14 protein-coding genes, 1 other RNA gene and 4 pseudogenes are annotated in these 19,815 nt (G+C 70.6%); all 19 read right to left on the reverse strand.

Annotation, left to right across the window (positions count from 1 at the left end; genetic code table 11):
- Positions 1 to 84 precede the first annotated feature (84 nt).
- A complete protein-coding gene (locus tag LRS10_RS21070) occupies positions 85 to 1,305 on the reverse strand; it encodes a SulP family inorganic anion transporter (RefSeq protein WP_257839232.1) in 1,221 nt (406 codons plus the stop codon).
- 102 nt (positions 1,306 to 1,407) lie between these two features.
- Positions 1,408 to 2,124, reverse strand: a complete 717-nt coding sequence (locus tag LRS10_RS24620) for a M20/M25/M40 family metallo-hydrolase (RefSeq protein WP_308237997.1) — start codon at positions 2,122 to 2,124, stop codon at positions 1,408 to 1,410.
- Positions 2,121 to 2,825 carry a hypothetical protein gene (locus tag LRS10_RS24625; protein WP_308237998.1) on the reverse strand — a complete coding sequence of 235 codons (705 nt, stop codon included), beginning with the start codon at positions 2,823 to 2,825 and terminating at the stop codon, positions 2,121 to 2,123. Before LRS10_RS24625 ends, LRS10_RS24620 begins: the two co-directional genes overlap by 4 nt.
- Positions 2,826 to 2,896: 71 nt before the next feature.
- On the reverse strand, positions 2,897 to 3,808 hold the full coding sequence (gene murB / locus LRS10_RS21080) for a UDP-N-acetylmuramate dehydrogenase (RefSeq protein WP_257838953.1): 912 nt from the start codon (positions 3,806 to 3,808) through the stop codon (positions 2,897 to 2,899).
- Positions 3,805 to 5,232, reverse strand: a complete 1,428-nt coding sequence (gene murC / locus LRS10_RS21085) for a UDP-N-acetylmuramate--L-alanine ligase (protein WP_257839233.1) — start codon at positions 5,230 to 5,232, stop codon at positions 3,805 to 3,807. The genes murB and murC overlap by 4 nt, the downstream gene beginning before the upstream one ends.
- 32 nt (positions 5,233 to 5,264) lie before the next feature.
- Positions 5,265 to 6,362, reverse strand: a complete 1,098-nt coding sequence (gene murG, locus LRS10_RS21090) for an undecaprenyldiphospho-muramoylpentapeptide beta-N-acetylglucosaminyltransferase (protein ID WP_257838954.1) — start codon at positions 6,360 to 6,362, stop codon at positions 5,265 to 5,267.
- Between the two features lie 14 nt (positions 6,363 to 6,376).
- Positions 6,377 to 7,552, reverse strand: coding sequence for a putative lipid II flippase FtsW (gene ftsW / locus LRS10_RS21095; protein ID WP_257838955.1), 1,176 nt, complete (start codon positions 7,550 to 7,552; stop codon positions 6,377 to 6,379).
- A pseudogene (gene murD / locus LRS10_RS21100) lies at positions 7,549 to 8,958 on the reverse strand (UDP-N-acetylmuramoyl-L-alanine--D-glutamate ligase). The gene ftsW and the pseudogene murD overlap by 4 nt, the downstream one beginning before the upstream one ends.
- Positions 8,959 to 8,976: 18 nt before the next feature.
- The gene (gene mraY, locus LRS10_RS21105; protein WP_257838956.1) at positions 8,977 to 10,086 is read right to left on the reverse strand and encodes a phospho-N-acetylmuramoyl-pentapeptide-transferase; all 1,110 of its coding nucleotides are present in this window, start codon (positions 10,084 to 10,086) and stop codon (positions 8,977 to 8,979) included.
- 16 nt (positions 10,087 to 10,102) lie between these two features.
- Positions 10,103 to 11,479, reverse strand: a pseudogene (gene murF / locus LRS10_RS21110) (UDP-N-acetylmuramoyl-tripeptide--D-alanyl-D-alanine ligase); the annotation flags it as partial.
- Positions 11,472 to 12,924: pseudogene (locus LRS10_RS21115) on the reverse strand (UDP-N-acetylmuramoyl-L-alanyl-D-glutamate--2,6-diaminopimelate ligase). The pseudogenes LRS10_RS21115 and murF, both read right to left, overlap by 8 nt.
- Positions 12,924 to 14,667 (reverse strand): annotated as a pseudogene (locus tag LRS10_RS21120) (peptidoglycan D,D-transpeptidase FtsI family protein). Before LRS10_RS21120 ends, LRS10_RS21115 begins: the two co-directional pseudogenes overlap by 1 nt.
- Entirely contained in the window at positions 14,664 to 15,104 is a 441-nt protein-coding gene (locus LRS10_RS21125) for a cell division protein (RefSeq protein ID WP_257838957.1), read from the reverse strand. Before LRS10_RS21125 ends, LRS10_RS21120 begins: the two are co-directional and overlap by 4 nt.
- A complete protein-coding gene (gene rsmH, locus LRS10_RS21130) occupies positions 15,101 to 16,033 on the reverse strand; it encodes a 16S rRNA (cytosine(1402)-N(4))-methyltransferase RsmH (protein WP_257838958.1) in 933 nt (310 codons plus the stop codon). The genes LRS10_RS21125 and rsmH overlap by 4 nt, the downstream gene beginning before the upstream one ends.
- Complete coding sequence (locus LRS10_RS21135) at positions 16,030 to 16,533, reverse strand: division/cell wall cluster transcriptional repressor MraZ (protein WP_257838959.1); 504 nt, start codon at positions 16,531 to 16,533, stop codon at positions 16,030 to 16,032. The genes rsmH and LRS10_RS21135 overlap by 4 nt, the downstream gene beginning before the upstream one ends.
- A gap of 246 nt (positions 16,534 to 16,779) precedes the next feature.
- An RNA gene (rnpB, locus tag LRS10_RS21140) (RNase P RNA component class A) lies at positions 16,780 to 17,167 on the reverse strand.
- Between the two features lie 51 nt (positions 17,168 to 17,218).
- Positions 17,219 to 17,938, reverse strand: a complete 720-nt coding sequence (locus tag LRS10_RS21145) for an N-acetylmuramoyl-L-alanine amidase (protein ID WP_257838960.1) — start codon at positions 17,936 to 17,938, stop codon at positions 17,219 to 17,221.
- The gene (locus tag LRS10_RS21150) at positions 17,935 to 18,828 is read right to left on the reverse strand and encodes a DMT family transporter (RefSeq protein ID WP_257838961.1); all 894 of its coding nucleotides are present in this window, start codon (positions 18,826 to 18,828) and stop codon (positions 17,935 to 17,937) included. Before LRS10_RS21150 ends, LRS10_RS21145 begins: the two co-directional genes overlap by 4 nt.
- 50 nt (positions 18,829 to 18,878) lie before the next feature.
- A complete protein-coding gene (locus LRS10_RS21155; protein ID WP_257838962.1) occupies positions 18,879 to 19,778 on the reverse strand; it encodes an alpha/beta fold hydrolase in 900 nt (299 codons plus the stop codon).
- Between the last annotated feature and the right edge of the window lie 37 nt (positions 19,779 to 19,815).

A 19,815-nucleotide genomic window follows, 5' to 3' on the forward strand; every position in this document is an offset into this window, starting at 1 on the left:
TGTCCGGAGAGGGGGGGCGGTCATTGTGACGACTCGTGGGGCTGGGTGGTCTGGCGTCCGCCGTCGCCCACGGGGGGCCCCGGGTCAAGTGCGCGCGCGGCCGCGCTCCCACAGGCTGATGAAGGCGGCGAGCAGGCAGCCGGCGACGATCCCCAGCGTCAGGTCGTGCAGGATCGTGAACCCGAAGGTGGCGAACAGCACCGCGCCCGTCCGCCAGTCGCGCGCCAGACGCGCGAGCTCATCCTTCTCGACCATGTTCCAGGCCACGACCACCAGCACGCCGGCGAGGGCCGCGAGCGGTATGTAGCTGGCCAGCGGCGCGGCCAGCAGCATGAACAGCAGCAGGAACAGGGCATGCAGCATGCCCGCGAACGGGCTGCGGGCGCCGGCGCGGATGTTGGCCGCGGTCCGCGCGATGGTCCCCGTCACGGCGATACCGCCGAACAGCGCCGAGCCCACATTGGCGAGCCCCTGCGCCACGAGTTCCATGTTCGCCCTGTGCACGCGGCCCGTCATCCTGTCGGCGACCGTGGCCGAGAGCAGGCTCTCGACTCCGCCCAGCAAGGTGAAGGCGAGCGCGGAGGGCAGCACCTGCAGCGCCAGCCCGGGGGTGAACGGCGGAAGGCCGGGCGCCGGCAGGTTGCGGGGCAGGTCGCCGAAGCGCGCGCCGATGGTCTCCACCGGCAGGTGCAGCCCGGCGGCGAGGAGCGTCGCGCCGACGACGGCGAACAGCATCCCCGGCCAGCCGGGCCTCAACCGGCGCAGACCCAGGATGAAAGCCGCGACACCGAGGCCCAAGGCCAGGGCGGCCGGCGTGACGGTCGGCGCCGCTGCGGCGAGCGCGGCGAGCTTGGGCACGAGTTCGCCCGGCTCCCGGCCGGGCAGCGTCAGGCCGGCGAGATCCTTGATCTGGCTGGCCAGGATGGTGACGCCGATCCCCGCGGTGAAGCCGACGGTCACCGCGTGGGGGATGTGGCGGATCAGCGACCCCAGCCGGAGCAGCCCGACCAGCGCGAGCATGACTCCCGACATGAGGACCGTCAGGAGCAGGCCTTCGACGCCGAACCTCGCGGTGGTGGCGGAGACCAGGACGATGAAGGCGCCGGCAGGCCCACCGATCTGGTAGCGGCTCCCGCCGAGGGCCGAGACCAGGAACCCGCCGACGATGGCCGTCCACAGGCCCCGCTCCGGGGAAACGCCGGAGGCCACGGCGATGGCCATGGACAGCGGCAACGCGAGGATCGCGACCGTCAGGCCGGCCATCGCGTCGCGTCGCAGCGCCCCGGCGCTGTAACCCTCCTTCAGGGCGGTGGCGAGCTTGGGCTTGTAGAGGTGAGCTTTGGCGGCGCCCGTCCGGCATGACGGCCAGGGTCGCGCGGGACGAGGGCGCGACGCAACTCCGGTCGGCTACGGAAGCCCGTTCCGTAACGGCGCCGCGGCGGGAGGCCTCAGGGCTTCGCCGCCAGCGCCCGGAAATCGATGTCGCTGTTCGCCGCCGCGTGCAGGAATGCGGCCCAGACCGCCACGTTCTGCGACAGCTCCGCCGGGTCGATCTTGTCCAGCGTGTCGTCGGCGGAGTGGTGCAGATCGAAGTAGCGGCTGGCGTCCTGGTCGAACTCCACGAACGGCCCCGGCCGAGATCAGGCCCGAGACGTCGGCGCCCCCGAACCGCGGAGCCTCGCGGCTGACGATCACCTTCAGCGGAGCGATGGTCGCCCGGAACGCCTGCATGGCCGGATGGTCCAGGCTCCCCTTGGGCAGGCGGGCCTGCCACACGCGGCCGGCCCCGGAATCGCTCTCGCCGACGACCACCATCTGGGCGACTTCGTCCCTGTGCGCGGCGAGATAGGCCTCGCTGGAGCCGCCCTGCTCTTCCGAGCCCCACATCACCACGCGGAGCGTCCGCTTCAATGGCCCCTGCGAGGCGGCAAGCTTGGCGGCGGCCGTGGTGATGGCGATGCCCGCGGCGTCGTCCACCGCGCCCGTGCCCGCATCCCAGGAGTCCAGGTGTCCGCCGACGATCAGCACCCCGGCTCCGGGGTCCGCGCCGGGGATTTCGCCCGAGATGTTGTAGGCCGGAACCTTGGGTTCGAACCGCGAGGTCATGTTGAGCTTGACGGTCACGGGTTTGCCGCGGGCGACCATGTTCTCGAGCAGGTCGGCGTCGGGCGTCGACAGCGCCGCAGCCGGGATGCCGCCCGCCTGGCGCCGCCGGCGTGCGGCAGGCGGGTGTCGTCCGTCGACAGCGAGCGGATCAGATAGGCGACGGCGCCGCGCTTGGCGGCCTCGACTGGGCCGCGGCTCCGCTGGGCGTTGATGGCGCCGTAGCCGGAACCGTCCTGGGCGCGGGTCATCACGCCAGTGACGACGGCGATCTTGCCCTTCAGCGACCCCTCCGGCGCGGCGAGGAACGCGTCGTAGCTGCGGAACAGCGCGATCTCGGCCGTAATCCCGCCCTTCGGCGTCGACGACGAACGGCCGAGCCCCAGGATATGCAGTTTCTGCGGATAGGGGCCGACCACTTCCGCGCTCTCCTCGCCCCGGAACCAGCCTGAGGCGGTGAAGGTCTCGACCTTCACGTTCTGGAAGCCCTGGCGCTTGAACGTCTCGACCGCCCAGTCCTTGGCCCGGTCCATGGCGGGCGAGCCGACGAGGCGCGGCCCGATTTCCGTGGTGAGGGATTCGGCGATCGTCCAGGCGGTCTGATCGGTCAGCGCCTTGTCGCGAACGGCGGCGGCGCTGGCGGCCAGATCCTGGGCGGAGGCGGGCGCGGCGGCGACCAGCAGGCTGGCGGCGGCTACGGTCATGAGGGCGAAGTTGCGCATGACCTCCGCGTGCGCGGCCGGGGGATTCCCGTCAAGCGCGTCTGCTGCCAAAGCTTGGCGGCAGCATCGGATCAAGCTTGCGGCGGGCGCCCGATACGCTTGATTTCCCAATCCAGGTCAACGCCGAACTTGGCCTTCACGTCGGCCCGGACCGCCTCGCCGAGACCTTCGAGATCGGCCGCCGTCGCCTCGCCGGTGTTGATCAGGAAGTTCGCGTGCAGCGGCGAGAACATCGCCCCGCCGAACAGCTTCCCGCGCCATCCGGCCTCGTCGACCAGCTTCCAGGACGAATGTCCCGGCGGGTTCTTGAAGGTCGAGCCGCCCGTCTTCTCGCGGATCGGCTGGGTCTGCTCGCGACGCGCCGTGATCTCGGCCATCCGCGCCTCGACGGCGGCCGGCTCGTCGGCCGCGCCCTCGTACAGCGCGCCGAGGAAGATCAGCTGCTGCGCCGCCGCCCGCGCGGACTTGCGGTAGGCGTACTCCAGGTCCGCGTTGGAGAGCGTGATCCGCTCCCCGCCCCGGGTCAGCGCATAGGCCTCGACCAGCACGTCCTTGGTCTCGGAGCCGTAGCAGCCGGCGTTCATGACCAGCGCCCCGCCGATCGTCCCGGGCACGCCGCGATAGAACTCGAGCCCCGCGATCCCCGCCTTGCCGGCCTCCCGCGCCACCACCGCGTCGAGCGCCGCCGCTCCGGCATAGATGCGGTTGTCGCCGCGCGGCTCGACCTTGGCGAACGCCTTTCCCAACCGGATAACCACGCCGTCCACGCCGCCGTCGCGGACCAGGGTGTTGGAGCCGACGCCCAGGACCGTCACCGGCACGTCCGCCGGCAGCCCCTTCAGGAAGGCCGCCAGGTCGTCCTCGTCCTCCGGCAGGAAGATCACGTCGGCCGGCCCGCCGACGCGGAACCAGGTGAAGGGGCCGAGCGGCTCGTCCTTCAGCACCTTGCCACGGACGGGCGGAAGCTTGTCCTTCCAGCTCATTGCGCGGCCTGGCCCAGGGCTTCAAGTTCGCCCGGCAGGGCGTAGGCCCAGCTGGTGATGTCGCCGGCGCCCAGCAGCACCACGAGGTCGCCGCTCTGGGCTTCCTCGCGCACGAGCTTCGCGAGCTCCCCCGGCGCAGGGAGCGGCACGACCCGGCGGTGGCCGTAACGGCGCAGGCCGCTGACGAGGCCGTCCTTGTCGACGCCCTCGATCGGCTGTTCGCCGGCGGGGTAGACGTCGGCCACGACCACAGTGTCGGCGTCGTTGAAACAGGCGCAGAAGTCGTCGAAGAGGTCGCGAAGGCGCGTGTACCGGTGCGGCTGGACCACCGCGATCACCTTGCCTTCGGTCACCGCGCGGGCCGCCTTCAGCACCGAGGCGATCTCCACCGGATGGTGGCCGTAGTCGTCGAGGACACGGACCCCGTCGGCCACGCCCGTCGTCGTGAAGCGACGCTTCACCCCGCCGAAGGCCGCCAGCCCCTTGCGGATGGCGTCGTGCGCCACGCCGAGCTCTCGGGCCACGGCGATGGCGGCCAGCGCGTTCTGGACGTTGTGCTGCCCCGCCATCGGCAGCAGGAGGTCATCGTAGGACGTGAAGCTGCCGTCCCGCGGCTGGATCATCACCGAGAAACGCGCGCCTTCCGGCCCCATGCGGATGTTGTGCGCCCGCACCTCGGCCTGCGGATTGACGCCGTAGGTGACGAGACGGCGGTTCTCGACCCGGGCGGCCATGGCCTGGACTTCCGGATGGTCGGTGCAGACGGCGGCGAAGCCGTAGAACGGGATGTTCTCGACGAAGTCCTGGAAGGCTTTCTTCACGGCCTCGAAGTCGCCGTAGTGGTCGAGGTGCTCGGGATCGATGTTGGTGACGACCGCGGCCGTCGACTTCAGCTTCAGGAACGTGCCGTCGCTCTCGTCGGCCTCGACCACGATCCAGTCGCCGGCGCCGACCTTCGCATTGGTGCCGTAGGCGTTGATGATGCCGCCGTTGACCACCGTCGGATCGAGCCCCCCGGCGTCCAGCAGCGTCGCCACCATCGACGTCGTGGTGGTCTTGCCATGCGTGCCGCCCACGGCCACCGAGAACTGCAGCCGCATCAGCTCGGCCAGCATCTCGGCCCGGCGCACCAAGGGCAGGCGCTTCTCGCGGCCGGCGACCATCTCCGGATTGTCCGGCTTCACCGCCGTTGAATAGACGATGGCGTAGGCGCCTTCGACATTGGCGGCGTCGTGCCCGATGAAGATCTTCGCGCCCAGCTTCTCCAGCCGCTCGGTGTTCGCGCTGGCCTTGGCGTCCGAGCCCTGCACCTGGTAGCCGGTGCGCAACATGATCTCGGCGATGCCGCTCATGCCGATGCCGCCGATGCCGATGAAATGCACGGGGCCGATCGCGAAGGGTACGGGGCGGCGATTCATAGCGATCTGCTACCGCCGACCGCCCTCGTGAGCAATTGCTAGCCGCCGCGGGCGGTCTGCTCCACCACGTCGGCCAGGCGCTCGGCCGCGTCCGGGATCGCCACCGAGCGGGCCGCGTCCGCCATCCGCTGAAGGCGGGCGGGGTTGTTCAGCAGCTTCTCCAGCGCGTTGGCCAGGCTGTCGACCGTGAGCTGGTGCTCGCGCGCCACCTCGGCGCCGCCGGCGTCGGCCAGCAGCTTGGCGTTCTGGCCCTGGTCGTCGTCGATGGCGATGGCCAGCGGCACCAGGATCGAGGGCTTAGCCGCCACCGCGAACTCGCACACCGTGCCCGCGCCGGCCCGGCCGATCACGAGGTGGGCGTCGCGCAGGCGGCTGGCGATGTCCCGGAAGAAGGGCGCGATCTCGGCGTCCACCAGCGCGTCGCGATAGGCGCGCCGCGCGGCGTTCATCGACTCCGCGCGGGTCTGCTGCTGGACCGCCAGCCGCCGGCGCAGGTCCTCCGGCAGCGCCTTGACCGCCTCCGGCACCAGTTCCGACAGCAGGCGCGCACCCTGGCTGCCGCCCGTGACCAGCAGGCGCACGGGTCCGTTCGGCTCGGGCGGGACGTAGGGGACGTCGGCCAGCGCCCGGATGGGCGGCCGAACAGGGTTGCCGACCACGACGGCCCGGGCGGCGACCTTCTCCGGGGCCTTCTTCAGCGTCGGGAAGGCGCAGGCGACGGTCTTCACGTGCGACGCCAGCAGCCGGTTGGTCCGGCCCATGACCGCGTTCTGCTCGTGGATCACCGTCGGGCGGCGGTCCAGCAGCGCGGCGACCAGCGCCGGCGCCGAGGGATAACCGCCGAAGCCCACGACCACGTTCGGGCCGATTTCGCGGAACGCGGCGCGGGCGTGCATGGCCCCGCGCATGACCGCAAAGCCCGCGCGCATCATGCCGATCGGATCGCCCGGCTTGTACGTGGCGGCGGAGAGGCCGATGCGGCGTTCGGCCGGAAAGTCCTGGGCCAGGCCGGCGACCCGCTCGTCCGAGGCGAGCACGACGCCCCAGCCGCGGGCGATCAGCGCCTCGGCGAGCGCCTGAGCGGGAAAGAGGTGGCCTCCGGTGCCCCCGGCGGCGACGACGGCGATCTTACGCATGATTGGCGGGACGCTTAGGCGAAGGCGCCCGCCTTGGCGAGCCCCTCGGTCGGGGTATAGGCGCCAGGCCGGCGGCGGGTGAGCGCCAGAGCCATGCCCAGGGTCAGCCCCATCGCCAGCATGGACGACCCGCCGTAGCTGATGAACGGCAGCGTCATGCCCTTGGTCGGGATCAGGTTGAGGTTCACGGCGACATTGATGATCGCCTGCTGGCCCACCAGCACGAACAGGCCCGCCGCGGCGACCTGCTCGAACGGGTCCGACAGCTTCATGGCGCGGTAGAGGCCGCGGATCACCACGAAGGCGAACAGCGAGATCAGGAGCAGGCTGAAGACCAGGCCGTACTCCTCGGCGCCCACCGAATAGATGAAGTCCGTGTGCAGGTCGGGCACGTGGCGCTTCATCACGCCCTCGCCGGGGCCGCGGCCGAAGAAGCCGCCGGCTGCGATCGCCTCGGCGGCGCGGTCCACCTGGTGGGTGTCGGCCTTGTCGGGGCTGAGGAACCGGTCGACGCGGCTGGCCACGTGCGGGAACAGGAAGTAGGTCGAAGAGAGGCCGGCCACGGCCATAGCCCCCAGCAGCATCACCCAGGACAGCGGCACGCCCGCCATCCAGAACGCCGCGCCGAAGGCGACGGTGATGAGCACGGTCTGGCCGACGTCCGGCTGGATCAGCAGCAGGCCCACCGAGACGGCATAGAGACCGAAGGCGATCGAGACGCCCGGCACGCCCTGCCCCTTCTGGCCCTCGGCGAACATCCAGGCGACCAGGATGATCAGCGCCGGCTTCATGTATTCCGAAGGCTGGAAGGTGAAGCCGCCGAACTCGATCCAGCGGGTCGCCCCCTTGGCGTTGTGGCCGATGAAGGGCAGCGCGACCATCACGGCGATGGCGGCGAGCCAGATGAAGAAGGCGGCGCGGCGGACGTTCTTCACGTCCAGCATCGAGATGCTGATCAGGATGACGGTGGAGCCCACCGCGAAGACGCACTGGCGGACGGCGAAATGGAAGGGATCGCCGAGATTCATGCGCGCCGCGGCCGCCGGACTCGCGGCGAACGACATCAGGATGCCAATGAAGATCAGCAGACCCACGACGCCCAGCATCCAGCGGTCGACCGTCCACCACCACACGCCCAGCGGCGAGCGGTCGGAACGGGGAAAGGCGTGAGCCTGGCTGACGGTGGTCATGCGGCGGAAACCTGGGCTTGGGCCAGCCGCTGGACGGCCGCCCGGAAAGCCTCGCCGCGCTCTTCGAAATCGGCGAACTGATCGAACGAGGCGCAGGCCGGCGACAGCAGGACGACGGCGTCCTGTCCGGTGGCGTTCGCATCCGCGAACGCCTGCTGGACGGCGGTCTCGATGACGCCGGCCTCGACGGCGGCGACGCGTCCCCTGAGCGTCTGGGCGAAGGCCGGCGCGGCCTCGCCGACGAGGTAGGCCTTCTCGATGCGCGGGAACAGGTCGGTCAGGCTGTCGATGCCGCCGGTCTTGGCGAGGCCGCCGGCGATCCAGAAGAACTTGGGATAGCTGGACATCGCCTGGCGCGCGGCGTCGGCGTTGGTGGCCTTGCTGTCGTTGACGAACCGCACCTTGCCCAGGGTCGCCACCGTCTCCATCCGATGGGCGAGGCCCGGGAAGGTCATCAAATGCTGGGCGGCTTCGTCGCCGGGCACGCCCAGCCCCTTGGCCGCGGCGTAGGCGGCGGCGGCGTTCTGCCAGTTGTGCCGGCCCGGGAGCGAGCGGGCGCGCTTCAGGTCCGCCGCCTCATGGGCGCGCTCGCCGGTGGCGTCGTACAGCAGGCCGTCGAGCGCGTAGACGCCGCGGCTCATCGCCTTGGACGCCGAGATCGGCACGATGGTGCGGCGGTTGGCGGCGGTGATCTCTGTGCAGATCCGCTGCCCCCAGGGATCGTCCACGCCGATCACCGCCGTGTCGCCCTTGCCCTGGTTGGCGAGGATGCGGCGCTTGGCGGCCACGTAGTTCTCCATCGAGCCGTGCCGCTCGAGATGGTCCGGCGAGATGTTCAGGATGACGGTGACATCGGGGTGCAGGCTCGACGTCAGGTCCAGCTGGTAGGACGAGAGCTCGAGGACGTAGACCGCCCCGCCGTGCATGTCCTCGAGGCTCAGGACGCCGTAGCCGATGTTGCCCCCCGATGCGCACGTCGCGGCCGGCCTCGGCGAGGATGTGGCCGATCAGCGCCGTGGTCGTCGACTTTCCGTTGGTGCCGGTGATGGCGACGATCTTCGGCCGCTTGTGGTCGGGCGCCGCGTTCACGGTGCGGGCGAAGAGCTCGATGTCGCCGAGGATCTCGACGCCGGCTTCGCGGGCGCGCTCCACCGTCCAGTGCGGCGCGGGGTGGGTCAGCGGCACGCCGGGCGACAGCATCACGGCGGCGAACCGGCTCCAGTCGGCCCGGGTCAGGTCGGTGAGCTCGAACCCGTCCGCCTCCGCGGCCGCCCGGGACTTCGGGTTATCGTCCCACAGCGCCACCTGGGCTCCCCGGCCATGAGCGCGCGCGCGGCGGCGAGGCCCGTACGGGCCAGGCCGAACACGGCGACCGTCCTGCCTTCGAAGCCGCGGACCGGGATCATGGCGTGCGCGCGACCTCCCTACCGGAGCTTGAGGGTGGCGAGGCCCAGCAGGGCCAGCATGATGGCGACGATCCAGAAGCGGATGACGACGGTGGATTCCGACCAGCCCAGCTTCTCGAAATGGTGGTGGATCGGCGCCATGAGGAAGATCCGCCGGCCGGTCCGCTTGAACCAGGCGACCTGGATGATCACCGACAGGGTCTCGGCGACGAACAGTCCGCCGATCACCGCCAGGATGATCTCGTGCCGCGTAGCGACCGCGACCGTGCCGACGGCGCCGCCGAGCGCCAGCGAACCCGTGTCGCCCATGAAGATCTTGGCCGGCGGCGCGTTGTACCAGAGGAAGCCCAGTCCTGCGCCGATCAGCGCGCCGCAGAAGACCGAGATCTCGCCGACGCCCGGCACGTGGTGGAGCTGCAGGTAGTTCGAGAAGACGAAGTTGCCGACCAGGTAGGCGATCAGCCCGTAGGCGGCCGCGGCGATCATCACCGGAACCGTCGCCAGCCCATCCAGCCCGTCCGTGAAGTTCACGGCGTTGGCCGCGCCGACGATGATGAAGGCGCCGAACAGCAGGTAGAACCAGTCGAGGTCGAGGAAGAACTGCTTGAACAGCGGGAAGGTGACCGAGGTCAGCAGCTCCGGCGTCTGGGCCGGCTTCTGGGCGAAGACGATGATCAGCGCCACCGCCGCCATGGCGATGCCCGCTTCCAGCACCAGCCGCACCCTGCCCGAGACCCCGGCGGTCGATTGCCGCGTGACCTTGGCGTAGTCGTCCATGAAGCCCAGCAGCCCATAGCCGGCGGTGACCAGCACCACGGCCCAGACATAGACGTTGGAAAGATCGCTCCAAAGCAGGGTTCCGGCGAGCAGGCCCGCCAGGATCATCACCCCGCCCATGGTCGGCGTGCCGGCCTTCTCGATGACGTGGCGCTCGATGCCTTCGGCGCGGATCGGCTGGCCCTTGCCCTGCTTGGCCTGCATCCAGCGAATGAAGCGCGAGCCCATCGCGACCACGATGAACTGGGCCGTGAAGATGGCCATCCCCGTGCGGAAGGTCTGGTATTTCAGCAGGTTGAGGATCGGGACGTAGCCCGAGGCCGCGAACTGTTCGTACAGCCAGTAGAACATCAGGCCGCCTCCCCGAGCCGGGCGCGAGCGCAGACAGGGCCTGCGCGATGGCGCCGGCCCTCGACCCGTTCGACCCTTTCACCATCACCACGTCGCCGGGCTCTACGGCCTGGACGACCTGCGGCGCGAGCTCCGCAGCGGTTTCGGCGTACCCGCCTCGCCGAGTCGGCGGAAGGGCGTCCCAGAGGGATTTCATCAGCGGACCGGCGCAGAAGACGAGGTCGATCGACGCAGCCTCCAGCGGCTCGGCGAGCCCCGCATGGAAGGCCTGCGCCTCGGGCCCGAGTTCGAGCATGTCGGTGAGCGCCACGATGCGGCGGCCGGCGGCCTCGCGGGCGCCGAGGGTCTTGATCGCCGAGGCCATGGAGATCGGATTGGCGTTGTAGCTCTCGTCGATCAGCGTGAAGGCGCCCGCCCCCTTGGCGATCGTCGCCTCGGCGCCGCGGCCGGCCAGCGGCTCGAACGAGCCCAGCGCCGCGAGGCTGTCGTTCAGGTCGACGTCCAGCGCCCGCAGCATCAGCAGAACCGCCATGCTGTTCAGGCCCCAGTGGAGGCCCGTCTGCAGGATCGGGAAGTCCAACGCCTCGCCATCAAGCCGCGCCTGGACCACTGCGTGCGGCCCCGGAATCTGGAAGTCGATCAGGCGGGCGTCGCAGCCTTCGGCGGTCCCGAAGGTGCGGATCGTGGCCCCGACCCTGTTCGCTTCGGCCTTCAGCAGGTCGAACCAGCGGTTGTCGGCGTTGAGCACCGCGATCCCGCCCGGCTCGAGCCCCTCGAAGATCTCGGCCTTGGCGTGGGCCACGCCGGTCTCGCCGTCGGCGAAGTTCTCGGTGTGCACGGGCCCCACGGTGGTCACGACCACGGCGTGCGGCCGTACGAACTTCGACAGCGGCCGGATCTCGTCGGCGTGGTTCATGCCGATCTCGAACACCGCGCGGTCCACCGTCCGCGGCATCCGCGCCAGCGTCAGCGGAACGCCGATGTGGTTGTTGTAGCTCTTCACCGACGAGTGCGCCGGACCAGCCAGGGAGAGGCCGGCCATGATCGCCTGGGTGACGCTGGTCTTGCCGACCGAGCCGGTCACCGCGCCGCGCCTCACGTGCGGCGCCCGCTCACGGGCGGCGACGCCCAGCTGCTCCAGCGCCTTCAAGGTGTCCGGAACGATCACGGACGGCGCGTCGACCGGCTCGGACGCCAGCACGCCAGCCGCCCCCGCCGCCATGGCCTGGGCGACGAACTCGTGACCGTCGCGCACGCCGGCCAGCGCCACGAACAGGTCGCCCGCCTCCAGGGTGCGCGTGTCGATCGAGACGCCGGCGGTCTCGAAACCAGCGGTAACCCTACCGCCCGTGGCGGCGGCGAGGTCGGCCGCGGTCCAAAGCGGCTCAGCCATGGTGGACCAGCTCCAGCGCCTGGGCGGTCTCGGTCACGTCGTCGAACGGGTGGGTCACGCCGCCGACGATCTGGCCCTGCTCGTGCCCCTTGCCAGCCACCACGAGGATGTCGCCGTCACGCAGCATGGCCACGCCTTCCCGGATCGCCTCGCGGCGGTCGCCGATGTCCTTCGCCTGCGGGCATCCGGCCATCACCTCGGCGCGGATCGCGGCCGGGACCTCCGAGCGCGGGTTGTCGTCGGTGACGATAGCGACGTCGGCCAGGTCCCCGGCGATCTTGCCCATGATCGGGCGCTTGCCGCGGTCGCGGTCGCCGCCGGCGCCGAACACCACGATCAGCCGCCCCCGCACGTGCGGGCGCAGCGCCTTCAGCACCGTTTCCAGCCCGTCCGGCGTGTGGGCGTAGTCGACATAGGCCTCGCCGCCCCGCGGCCCCTGCCCCACCCGCTGCAGGCGCCCCGGCGCGCCCTCAAGCGCCTCAAGCCCGGCGAAGGTCTCCTCCAGGGTCAGCCCGGCCGCCCGGCAGAGCCCCCGCCGCCACCAGGGCGTTCGAGGCCTGGAACCCGCCCGCCAGCGGCAGGCGCACGTCCCACGCGCGGCCCTCGCACTGGATGCGCAGGCGCTGGCCTTCGGGCAGGAGTTCGCGTTTCACCAGCTTCATGTGCTGGCCGGTCTCGCCGACCGTCATCACCCACTGGCCGGCGATCACCGCCGAGGCCGCGAACGCGGGGAAGGCGTCCGAGTCGGCGTTGAGCACCGCCGTGCCGCCGCGCGGCAGCAGGGTGTCGAACAGGCGCAGCTTGGCGGCCTGATAGGCGTCCATCGTGCCGTGGTAGTCGAGGTGATCCTGGGTCAGGTTCAGGAAGCCCGCGGCGGTCAGCCTCACGCCGTCGAGGCGGCGCTGGTCCACGCCGTGAGAGGAGGCCTCCATGGCGAAGTGGCTGACGCCCATGCCCGCCAGCCTCGCCAGCCACTCGGCGACATCGGCGGCGTCCGGCGTCGTCAGGCCGGGCGGCGTCAGCTGTTCCACCGCGCCGCCAGGGCGCGAGACGGTCACGCCCAGGGTGCCCATGCTGGCCGAGGTGCGGCCGGCGCGGGCGAACATCTGGCGGCAGAAGTTGGCGACCGACGTCTTGCCGTTCGTGCCGGTCACGGCGACGCAGACCTGCGGCTGGCGGCCGTAGAACTCGGCGGCGGCCAGGGCATAGGCCCGGCGCGGGTCCTTGGAGACGATGGTCGGGACCGGGAGGCCCAGGTCGCGCTCGGCGATGACGGCGGCCGCGCCCGCCTGGACCGCGGCCGGGGCGAAGCTGGCGCCGTCCACCTTGGTCCCCGGCAGGGCGGCGAACAGGACGCCGGGCTTCACCTTGCGGCTGTCGGCGGTGACGCCGGAGATCTCGGCGTCGGGTCCGACGCTGCGCTTTACGATCTGCGACAGGCGCATCACTGGCCGTTCCCGGCCGGGGCGGGTCCCGCCGCGGTCTCGACGATCTCGGGCTGGCGTTGCACGCCCAGGAAGGGTGCGATCCGCTCGATCACCCGGCCGGCCGCAGGCGCAGCCACCCACCCGCCCGTGGCGTAGCCCGCGGAACGCGCCGTGCCGTGCGGTTCGTCCAGGAGGATCAGCACGAAATAGCGCTTCGCCTCGATTGGGCCGCTGGTGGGGGAACACCGCAGCGAACGACGAGACCTGGCGCTTGTGGTTGTAGCCGCGGATGGCGGGGTCGTACTTCTCGCCGGTGCCGGTCTTGCCGCCGACCGAGAGGCCGGCGATGTTGGCCGAACGACCGCTGCCCGCCTCGCCGGCCACGTTGGCGCGCATGATCGACAGCATCTGCAGGGACGTGCGCTCGGACATCACCCGTCGACCTTCCACGACGGCGCCGGGTTCCTTCTTTCGGATGGTCAGAGGGATCAGCTGGCCGCCGTTGAGGATGGTGTTATAGGCCCGCGCCAGCGCAAGCGGAGTCACGTTGATGCCATGGCCGAACGAGGTGGAGGCGACGGCGTCCTCGTTCCACACCTTGGGCGTCAGCGGCCGGGCGGTTTCGATCAGCTCCACCGGCGCCGGCTCGGTCAGGCCCAGGCGCTTGAAGTAGTCGCCCATCCGCTCAGGACCGATGCCGACGGCCAGCTTGGCCGTGCCGATGTTGGACGAGTGCTGGAACACCTCGACGAGGCTCAGCACCTTCCGCACGGCGTGGTAGTCGTTGATGGTCCGGTAGCCCAGCTTGTAGGGCACGGTGGCGTCGAACATCGTGGTCGGCGTGGCGACGCCGGCGTCCAGGCCGATGGCCACGGTGAACGCCTTGAACGTCGAGCCCATCTCGAACACGGTCGCCGCTGCGCGGTTGGTCTGGGCGTAGACCCCGGCCCTGCCCGGCTTGTTCGGATCGAACACCGGCCAGCTCGCCATCCCCAGGATCTCGCCGGTGTGGACGTCGGTGACGAGCCCCACCGCGCCCTTGGGCGTGAACTCGTGGACCGCCTTGTAGAGCTCGTCCTCCAGCGCGCCCTGGACGCGCAGGTCGATGGAGAGCGGGATCTCGCCGCCCGCACCCGCGCGGATCTCCTCGTTCAGCGCGGCCTCGGCCCCCGAGATGCCCTCGCCGCCGCCGTCGGCGAAGCCGATGATGTGCGCGGCCGACGAACCGAGAGGATAGACGCGGCGTTGCTCGGGCTCGAAGCTGACCCCGGGCAGGCCCAGGGCGTGGACGGTATTGCGCTGCTGGGGCGTCAGCGCGCCGAGCACGAAGATCCGCCGATTGCCGCGCAGCGCCCGCTCCAGCCGGTTGGCGTCCAGCGACGGCAGGGCGGCGAGCAGCGCGCGGCGGGTTTCGGCCGGCTCCCAGATTTCGCGGGGATCGATGTAGAGGCCGTAGTGCAGCAGGTCGGCGGCCAGCAGCATGCCGTTGCGGTCGACGAGGTCGGCGCGCGTTGTCGCCGCCGGGGCGATACGGCCGTCGGGCCGCGCGCCCGAGAACATGGCGGCGCGCGTCGCGCCGACGGCCAGGGTCACGAAGCCCAGGGCGAACAGCGCCAGGATGAAGAAGATGCGCAGGCGGGTGTCGTCCTCCGCCTTCCCCGATGCACGCGCCCGCTCGAAGGCGTGCTCCAGCCCCCACACGCGCTCGGACAGCCAGCGCGACAGCGGCGAGGCGCGCAGCGAGGCCTGGCCCAGGCTCATCGGCCGGCCTCGGCCACACGCATAGGCATCGTTTCCGGCGGCGGCGGGGGCGGCACGCCCGGGATCGCGTCGCCGCCGTTGACCATGGCGGCGACCGCCGAGGGCGCCTTGTCCTTCTTCGGCGGCCCCTTGGCGGCGAGATCGATGATCTGGTCCGGCGTGGCCTCGCGGCTCGCCGTGACCGGCTCCATCTTCAGATAGCTGACCGACAGCCGCTCGATGCGACCGGGTTGTTCGAGGTGCGCGACCTCGGCCTGCAGCAGGCGGATGCGGGTCTTCTCGGCCTTGATCTGGCGCTCGATGGTGGCGATCTCGGCGCGCTCGCGGCCCGCCATCGTCTTGGCCAGGTAGACGCCCACGATGATGAGCACCAGCAGGCCCAGGCCCACCAGGTCGACGAGGCGGAAGCCGCGAATCCTCCGGCTCAGCAGGCTCATGCCGCATCCCTCCAGACCGGCGCTTCCGTGCGCACGGCCGCTCTCAACTTCGCCGAACGGGCTCGGGGGTTGGCCGCCGTCTCCGCTTCCGACGGCCCGCGGGCGCCGTTGAAGAGGAGCTGGAAGCTCGGCGCCGCAGTCTTCTCGACCGGTGGCGCATGGCGCGATCCCGCCGGCGTTCTACCCGCTCGCACCTGCAGGAAACTCTTCACGATTCTGTCTTCCAACGAATGGAACGTGACGACGCAGAGGCGTCCCTGCGGCTTCAGCACGCGCTCGGCGGCCGCCAGGCCCGCCTCCAGCTCCGACAGTTCCTCGTTCACGGCGATGCGCAGCCCCTGGAAGGAACGGGTCGCCGGGTGGATCTTGGCGCCCCGACGGCCGCCCAGGGCCTTCTCGATGAACTCGGCCAGTTCCAGGGTGCGGCTGAACGGCTGCTCCTCACGACGCTTGGCGATGGCGCGCGCGATGCGGCGGCTCTCCCGCTCCTCCCCATAGACGAAGAAGATCCGCGCGAGCTCGGCCGGATCGGCGGTGTTCACCAGGTCGGCGGCCGTGGGCCCGGTGTCGCCCATGCGCATGTCCAGCGGCCCGTCCTGCATGAACGAGAAGCCGCGCTCGGGCTGATCCAGCTGCATCGACGAGACGCCGATATCCAGGACCACGCCGCCGACAGAGCTCTCGTCCAGCACGTCGGCGATCTCGGAGAAGCGGGCCTGCACCAGGCGGAAGCGGTCGGCGGGCAGGTCCTCCGCGAAGCGCGTCACGGTCGGGTCGCGGTCGAAGGCGATGACGGCCGCCCCGGTCGCCAGGATGGCGCGGGTGTAGCCGCCAGCGCCGAAGGTGCCGTCGACGATCTGTTGGCCGGGCGCGGGGGCGAGCGCGTCCACGACCTCATTCAGCAGGACGGGGACGTGCGGCCGCGTCATCCGGCGCCCCCCTGCCCCACGCCGGCCTGGCCCATGCCCGCCTGGCCGAGGCGGGCGGCCCGCTGCTGGGCCCGGAGGTCGGCGAGGCCCTGGCGGGCCATCTCGCGCTGGGCGGCGCGGTGGGCGTTGAAGGCCTCGCGTTCCCAGATCTGGAAGCGGTCCCCCATACCGACGATGGTCACCCAGTCGGTCAGGCTGAACATCTGGCAGAGGTTCTCAGGCAGGGTGATACGGCCCGCCGTATCGAACGAAAGCCGCGCCATCCCGCCCAGCACCGAGGTTTCCAGGGCGGTGCGGAGGGGATCGCCGAACTCCAGCTCCTCGATGACGCCGTTGTAGCGATCGAACAGGGCCTTGCCGCCGCCTTCGATGCAGTCGGCTTCGATGGAGGGGAAGCAGAACACGCCGTCGAAGGGGCCGGCGGCGAGCGCGCGGAATTCCTGCGGCACGACGATGCGCCGCTTGGCGTCCAGCTGCTTCTCGAAGGTCGAGAGAAACATCTCGCCCCAGTCCCCTGCCACCCTCGCCCAAACCCAGCAGCGCCGCCCCAACGCAGCTTTTGGTTAGCGAGACGTTGATTGGGGTATCATGGGATCAATTGGGACACAATGACTCTGGATGACTCTCTGAGCGCAAAACAGAGACGGTCCGGATGAGTAGGACGGGCAACTTCTACTTATCCACAGAACATACAAAGAACCTATGGCCAAGCTTGCCGGAGGCGGCGGGTTGGGGCTGCGGATGAACGGATCAGACGGCCTGTAAGCCGGGTTCTGTGCCGCCCTTGCGGGCGCGGCGATCATTCCTCTGGACCGCCCCTCGCGGGACGGTTCTCGCGACCAACCCGGATCCCTCGGGCCGACGACGGCCCTGCCGAATTGCTCCGGCGCAGGATCCCTATTCGGTCTTGCTCCTGGCGGGGCTTGCCATGCGGCCTCTGTTACCAGCGACCCGGTGGGCTCTTACCCCACCCTTTCACCCTTACCTCCGCAAGCGGAGGCGGTTTGCTTTCTGTGGCGCTATCCCTGGGGTCGCCCCCGGCGGGCGTTACCCGCCGCCATGTCGTCGTGGAGCCCGGACTTTCCTCGAGCCCCGCCAGGTGAATGGAGGGCCCGCGACCGCCCGGCCGTCTGATCCGCGCGGAAATTGGGACCGGATGACACCGAGGTCAACCTCTGGCCCGGCTCAGCCGGCCAGCCGCAGCAGCGCGATGAGGCGCGCGCGGGTCTCGCCGTCGGCGATCCCGTCGAACCGTTCCGGCCGCCAGTGGCGCTGGAAGGCGCTGACCACGGTGGTGGTGTCACGGTCGTACTTGCCGGACGGCGGCAGGTTGTAGCCCAGCCGGGTCAGCCCCGCCTGCAGGGCGAAGACCGCGGCCCCCTCCTCGCCCTCCGCGATCGCAGCGCCCGGAGCCGGCGGCGCTTCCGCCCAGAGGCCGTGGCCGGCTTCGGCCAGCCGTTTCCAGGGGAAGAGCTCGCCCGGATCGATCTTGCGGTCGGGGGCGATATCCGAGTGGCCGACGATGCGGGCGTCCTCGATCATCCAGCGGCTGCGGATGTCGGCGGTGAGCGCGATGACGGCGGCGATCTGCGCCTCGGGGAACGGCCGGTATCCGAACTCGTGGCCGGGATTGACGATCTCGATCCCGATCGAGGTTCCGTTCAGCGCCTGCTGGCCTTTCCAGAAGGAGACGCCGGCATGCCAGGCCCGCCGCTCCTCCCGCACGAGCCGGAAGATCCGCCCGTCCTCTTCCACCAGATAGTGGGACGAGACCTTCGCCTCGGGGTCGCGCAGGCGCTCCAGCGCCGCCTCCCCCGTCTCCATGCCGGTATAGTGCATGATCAGCGTGTCGGGCGGCGCCGTGCGGGCGTCGAAGTTGGGGGACGGCGCCTCGATGAAGGTCATTGCGAGCGGTTCCAGACGGCGAGCAGCAGCGGCATCACCTGGTTGCGGCGGAGAGCGATGATCAGCACGCCGGCGAGGGCCAGCGCCGTGCCGGCCACCATGCGCGGACCGAAGGGGTCGCCCAGGAGGGCCACGCCGAGCGCGATGGTGGCCAGGGGCGTCATCAGCGTCAACGGCGAGATCAGGGTCGCCTCGTAGCGCTGGATCAGGGCGTAATAGAGGGTGTGGGCGCCGACCGAGACGACGATCCCGGAGTAGACGGCCGCCACCCAGAACTGCCAGCCGGCGGCGACGCCCGCCTGGACCTGGCCAGGTTCGAAGATCGCCGAGAGCAGCGCCAGCGGCAGGATCGAGGTGGCGCCGACCCATGCCTGGAATTGTAGCGGCTTCACCCCTTCCATCTGCTTCATCATCACGGCGCCCAGCGAGCCCGCGAAGGCCGACGCGACGACGAACATCAGCCCCGTCGACAGCGTGAAGCCGTGAGGATCCCACATCACTGCGAGGGCGCCGGTGAGGGTCAGCAGGATGCCCACCGCGCGCCGCCAGCGGATCTTCTCGCCCAGCATCAGGACCGAGAGCAGCGTCGTGATCGGCACGCCCACCTGGCCAACGACGGCCGCCGCCGACGGCGTGGTCATCTTCAGGCCGACGAAGAGGAGCGCGAAGTTGCCGCCGCCCATCAGCAGGCAGACGATGATCATGCGCCAGGCCGGTCGCGGCATCGGGAACAGCCAGGGGCACACCGCCAGCGCCACCACGGCGAACCGCACCACCGCATAGAACAGCGGCGGCGCCTCAAGGTAGCTCACCACATACTTCGAGATGATGTTGTTCGAGGCCCAGAGCAGGCACACGAGCACCAGCAGTCCGAAGTCGCGGAAAGACATCGCCTTCGGTTAGGCCGCCCCGCCCCCTCCCCGCAACCTCGCCCGAAACGTCAACCGCCGAAGAACGCCTCGAGGTCGCGGTTCACCTGCGCCAGATGAGTGACCCAGATCCCATGAGGCGCGCCAGGATAGACCTTCAGTTCCGCGCCGCGGATGCCGGCGGCGAAACGCGCGCCGGTCGCCGCCAGGGGCGCCGAGGCGTCCTTGTCGCCGTGTAGGATGAGCACGGGCCGGCCGATCTTCGACAGGTCGCCCCGAAGGTCCGCGGTGATCAGCGCCTTCTGGGCGGCGATGGCCACCGGCGCGGGCACCTCGAGCAATTGCCGCGTCAGTTGCTCCTGCAGCGGCCGCGAGGTCTGCGGCGTGAAGAAGGCCGCCTGGTTCTCGTAGGCCCATTTCGGGAAGTCGGCCGCGTACTGCGCCCACACGCCTTCGAAGACGGACCGCGGCGCGCCATACGGGTTGTCGCCGGCCTGCAGCAGGAACGGACCGACCGGGGCGATCAGCGCCGCCTTTCGAACGCGCGCGGCGCCGTGGCGCGCGAGGTAGCGGATGGTCTCGGCGCCGCCCATCGAATGGCCGACGAGGATCACGTCGCGGAGGTCCAGCTGCTCCAGCACAGCCGCCAGGTCGTCGGCCAGGGTGTCCATGTCCCAGCCCGCGCTGGTGACGTCCGAGCGGCCGTGCCCGCGCCGATCCCAGGCGATGCAGCGGTAGCCCAGCGCCGCGAAGTGGGCGACCTGGTAGTCCCACATCCGGCTGTCCAGCGCCCAGCTGGCGGTGAAGACGAGTGTCTTCGGGCCCGCCCCGAAGTCGCGGTGATGCAGCCGCGTCCCGTCGCGGGCGACGATTTGGCTGATCCGACGCTTGGGCGCGGCAAGCGCTGGGGCTGCGACCTGCGCGGCGACCCCGGCGACCAGCGCCGAGGTCAGGATGTGGCGGCGGTTCATGTCTTCGGCTCCCTTCGCGAGGACGGGAGGGAAGCCT

The organism is Phenylobacterium sp. J426 (genome assembly GCF_024699945.1).
Classification (GTDB): Bacteria; Pseudomonadota; Alphaproteobacteria; order Caulobacterales; family Caulobacteraceae; genus Phenylobacterium.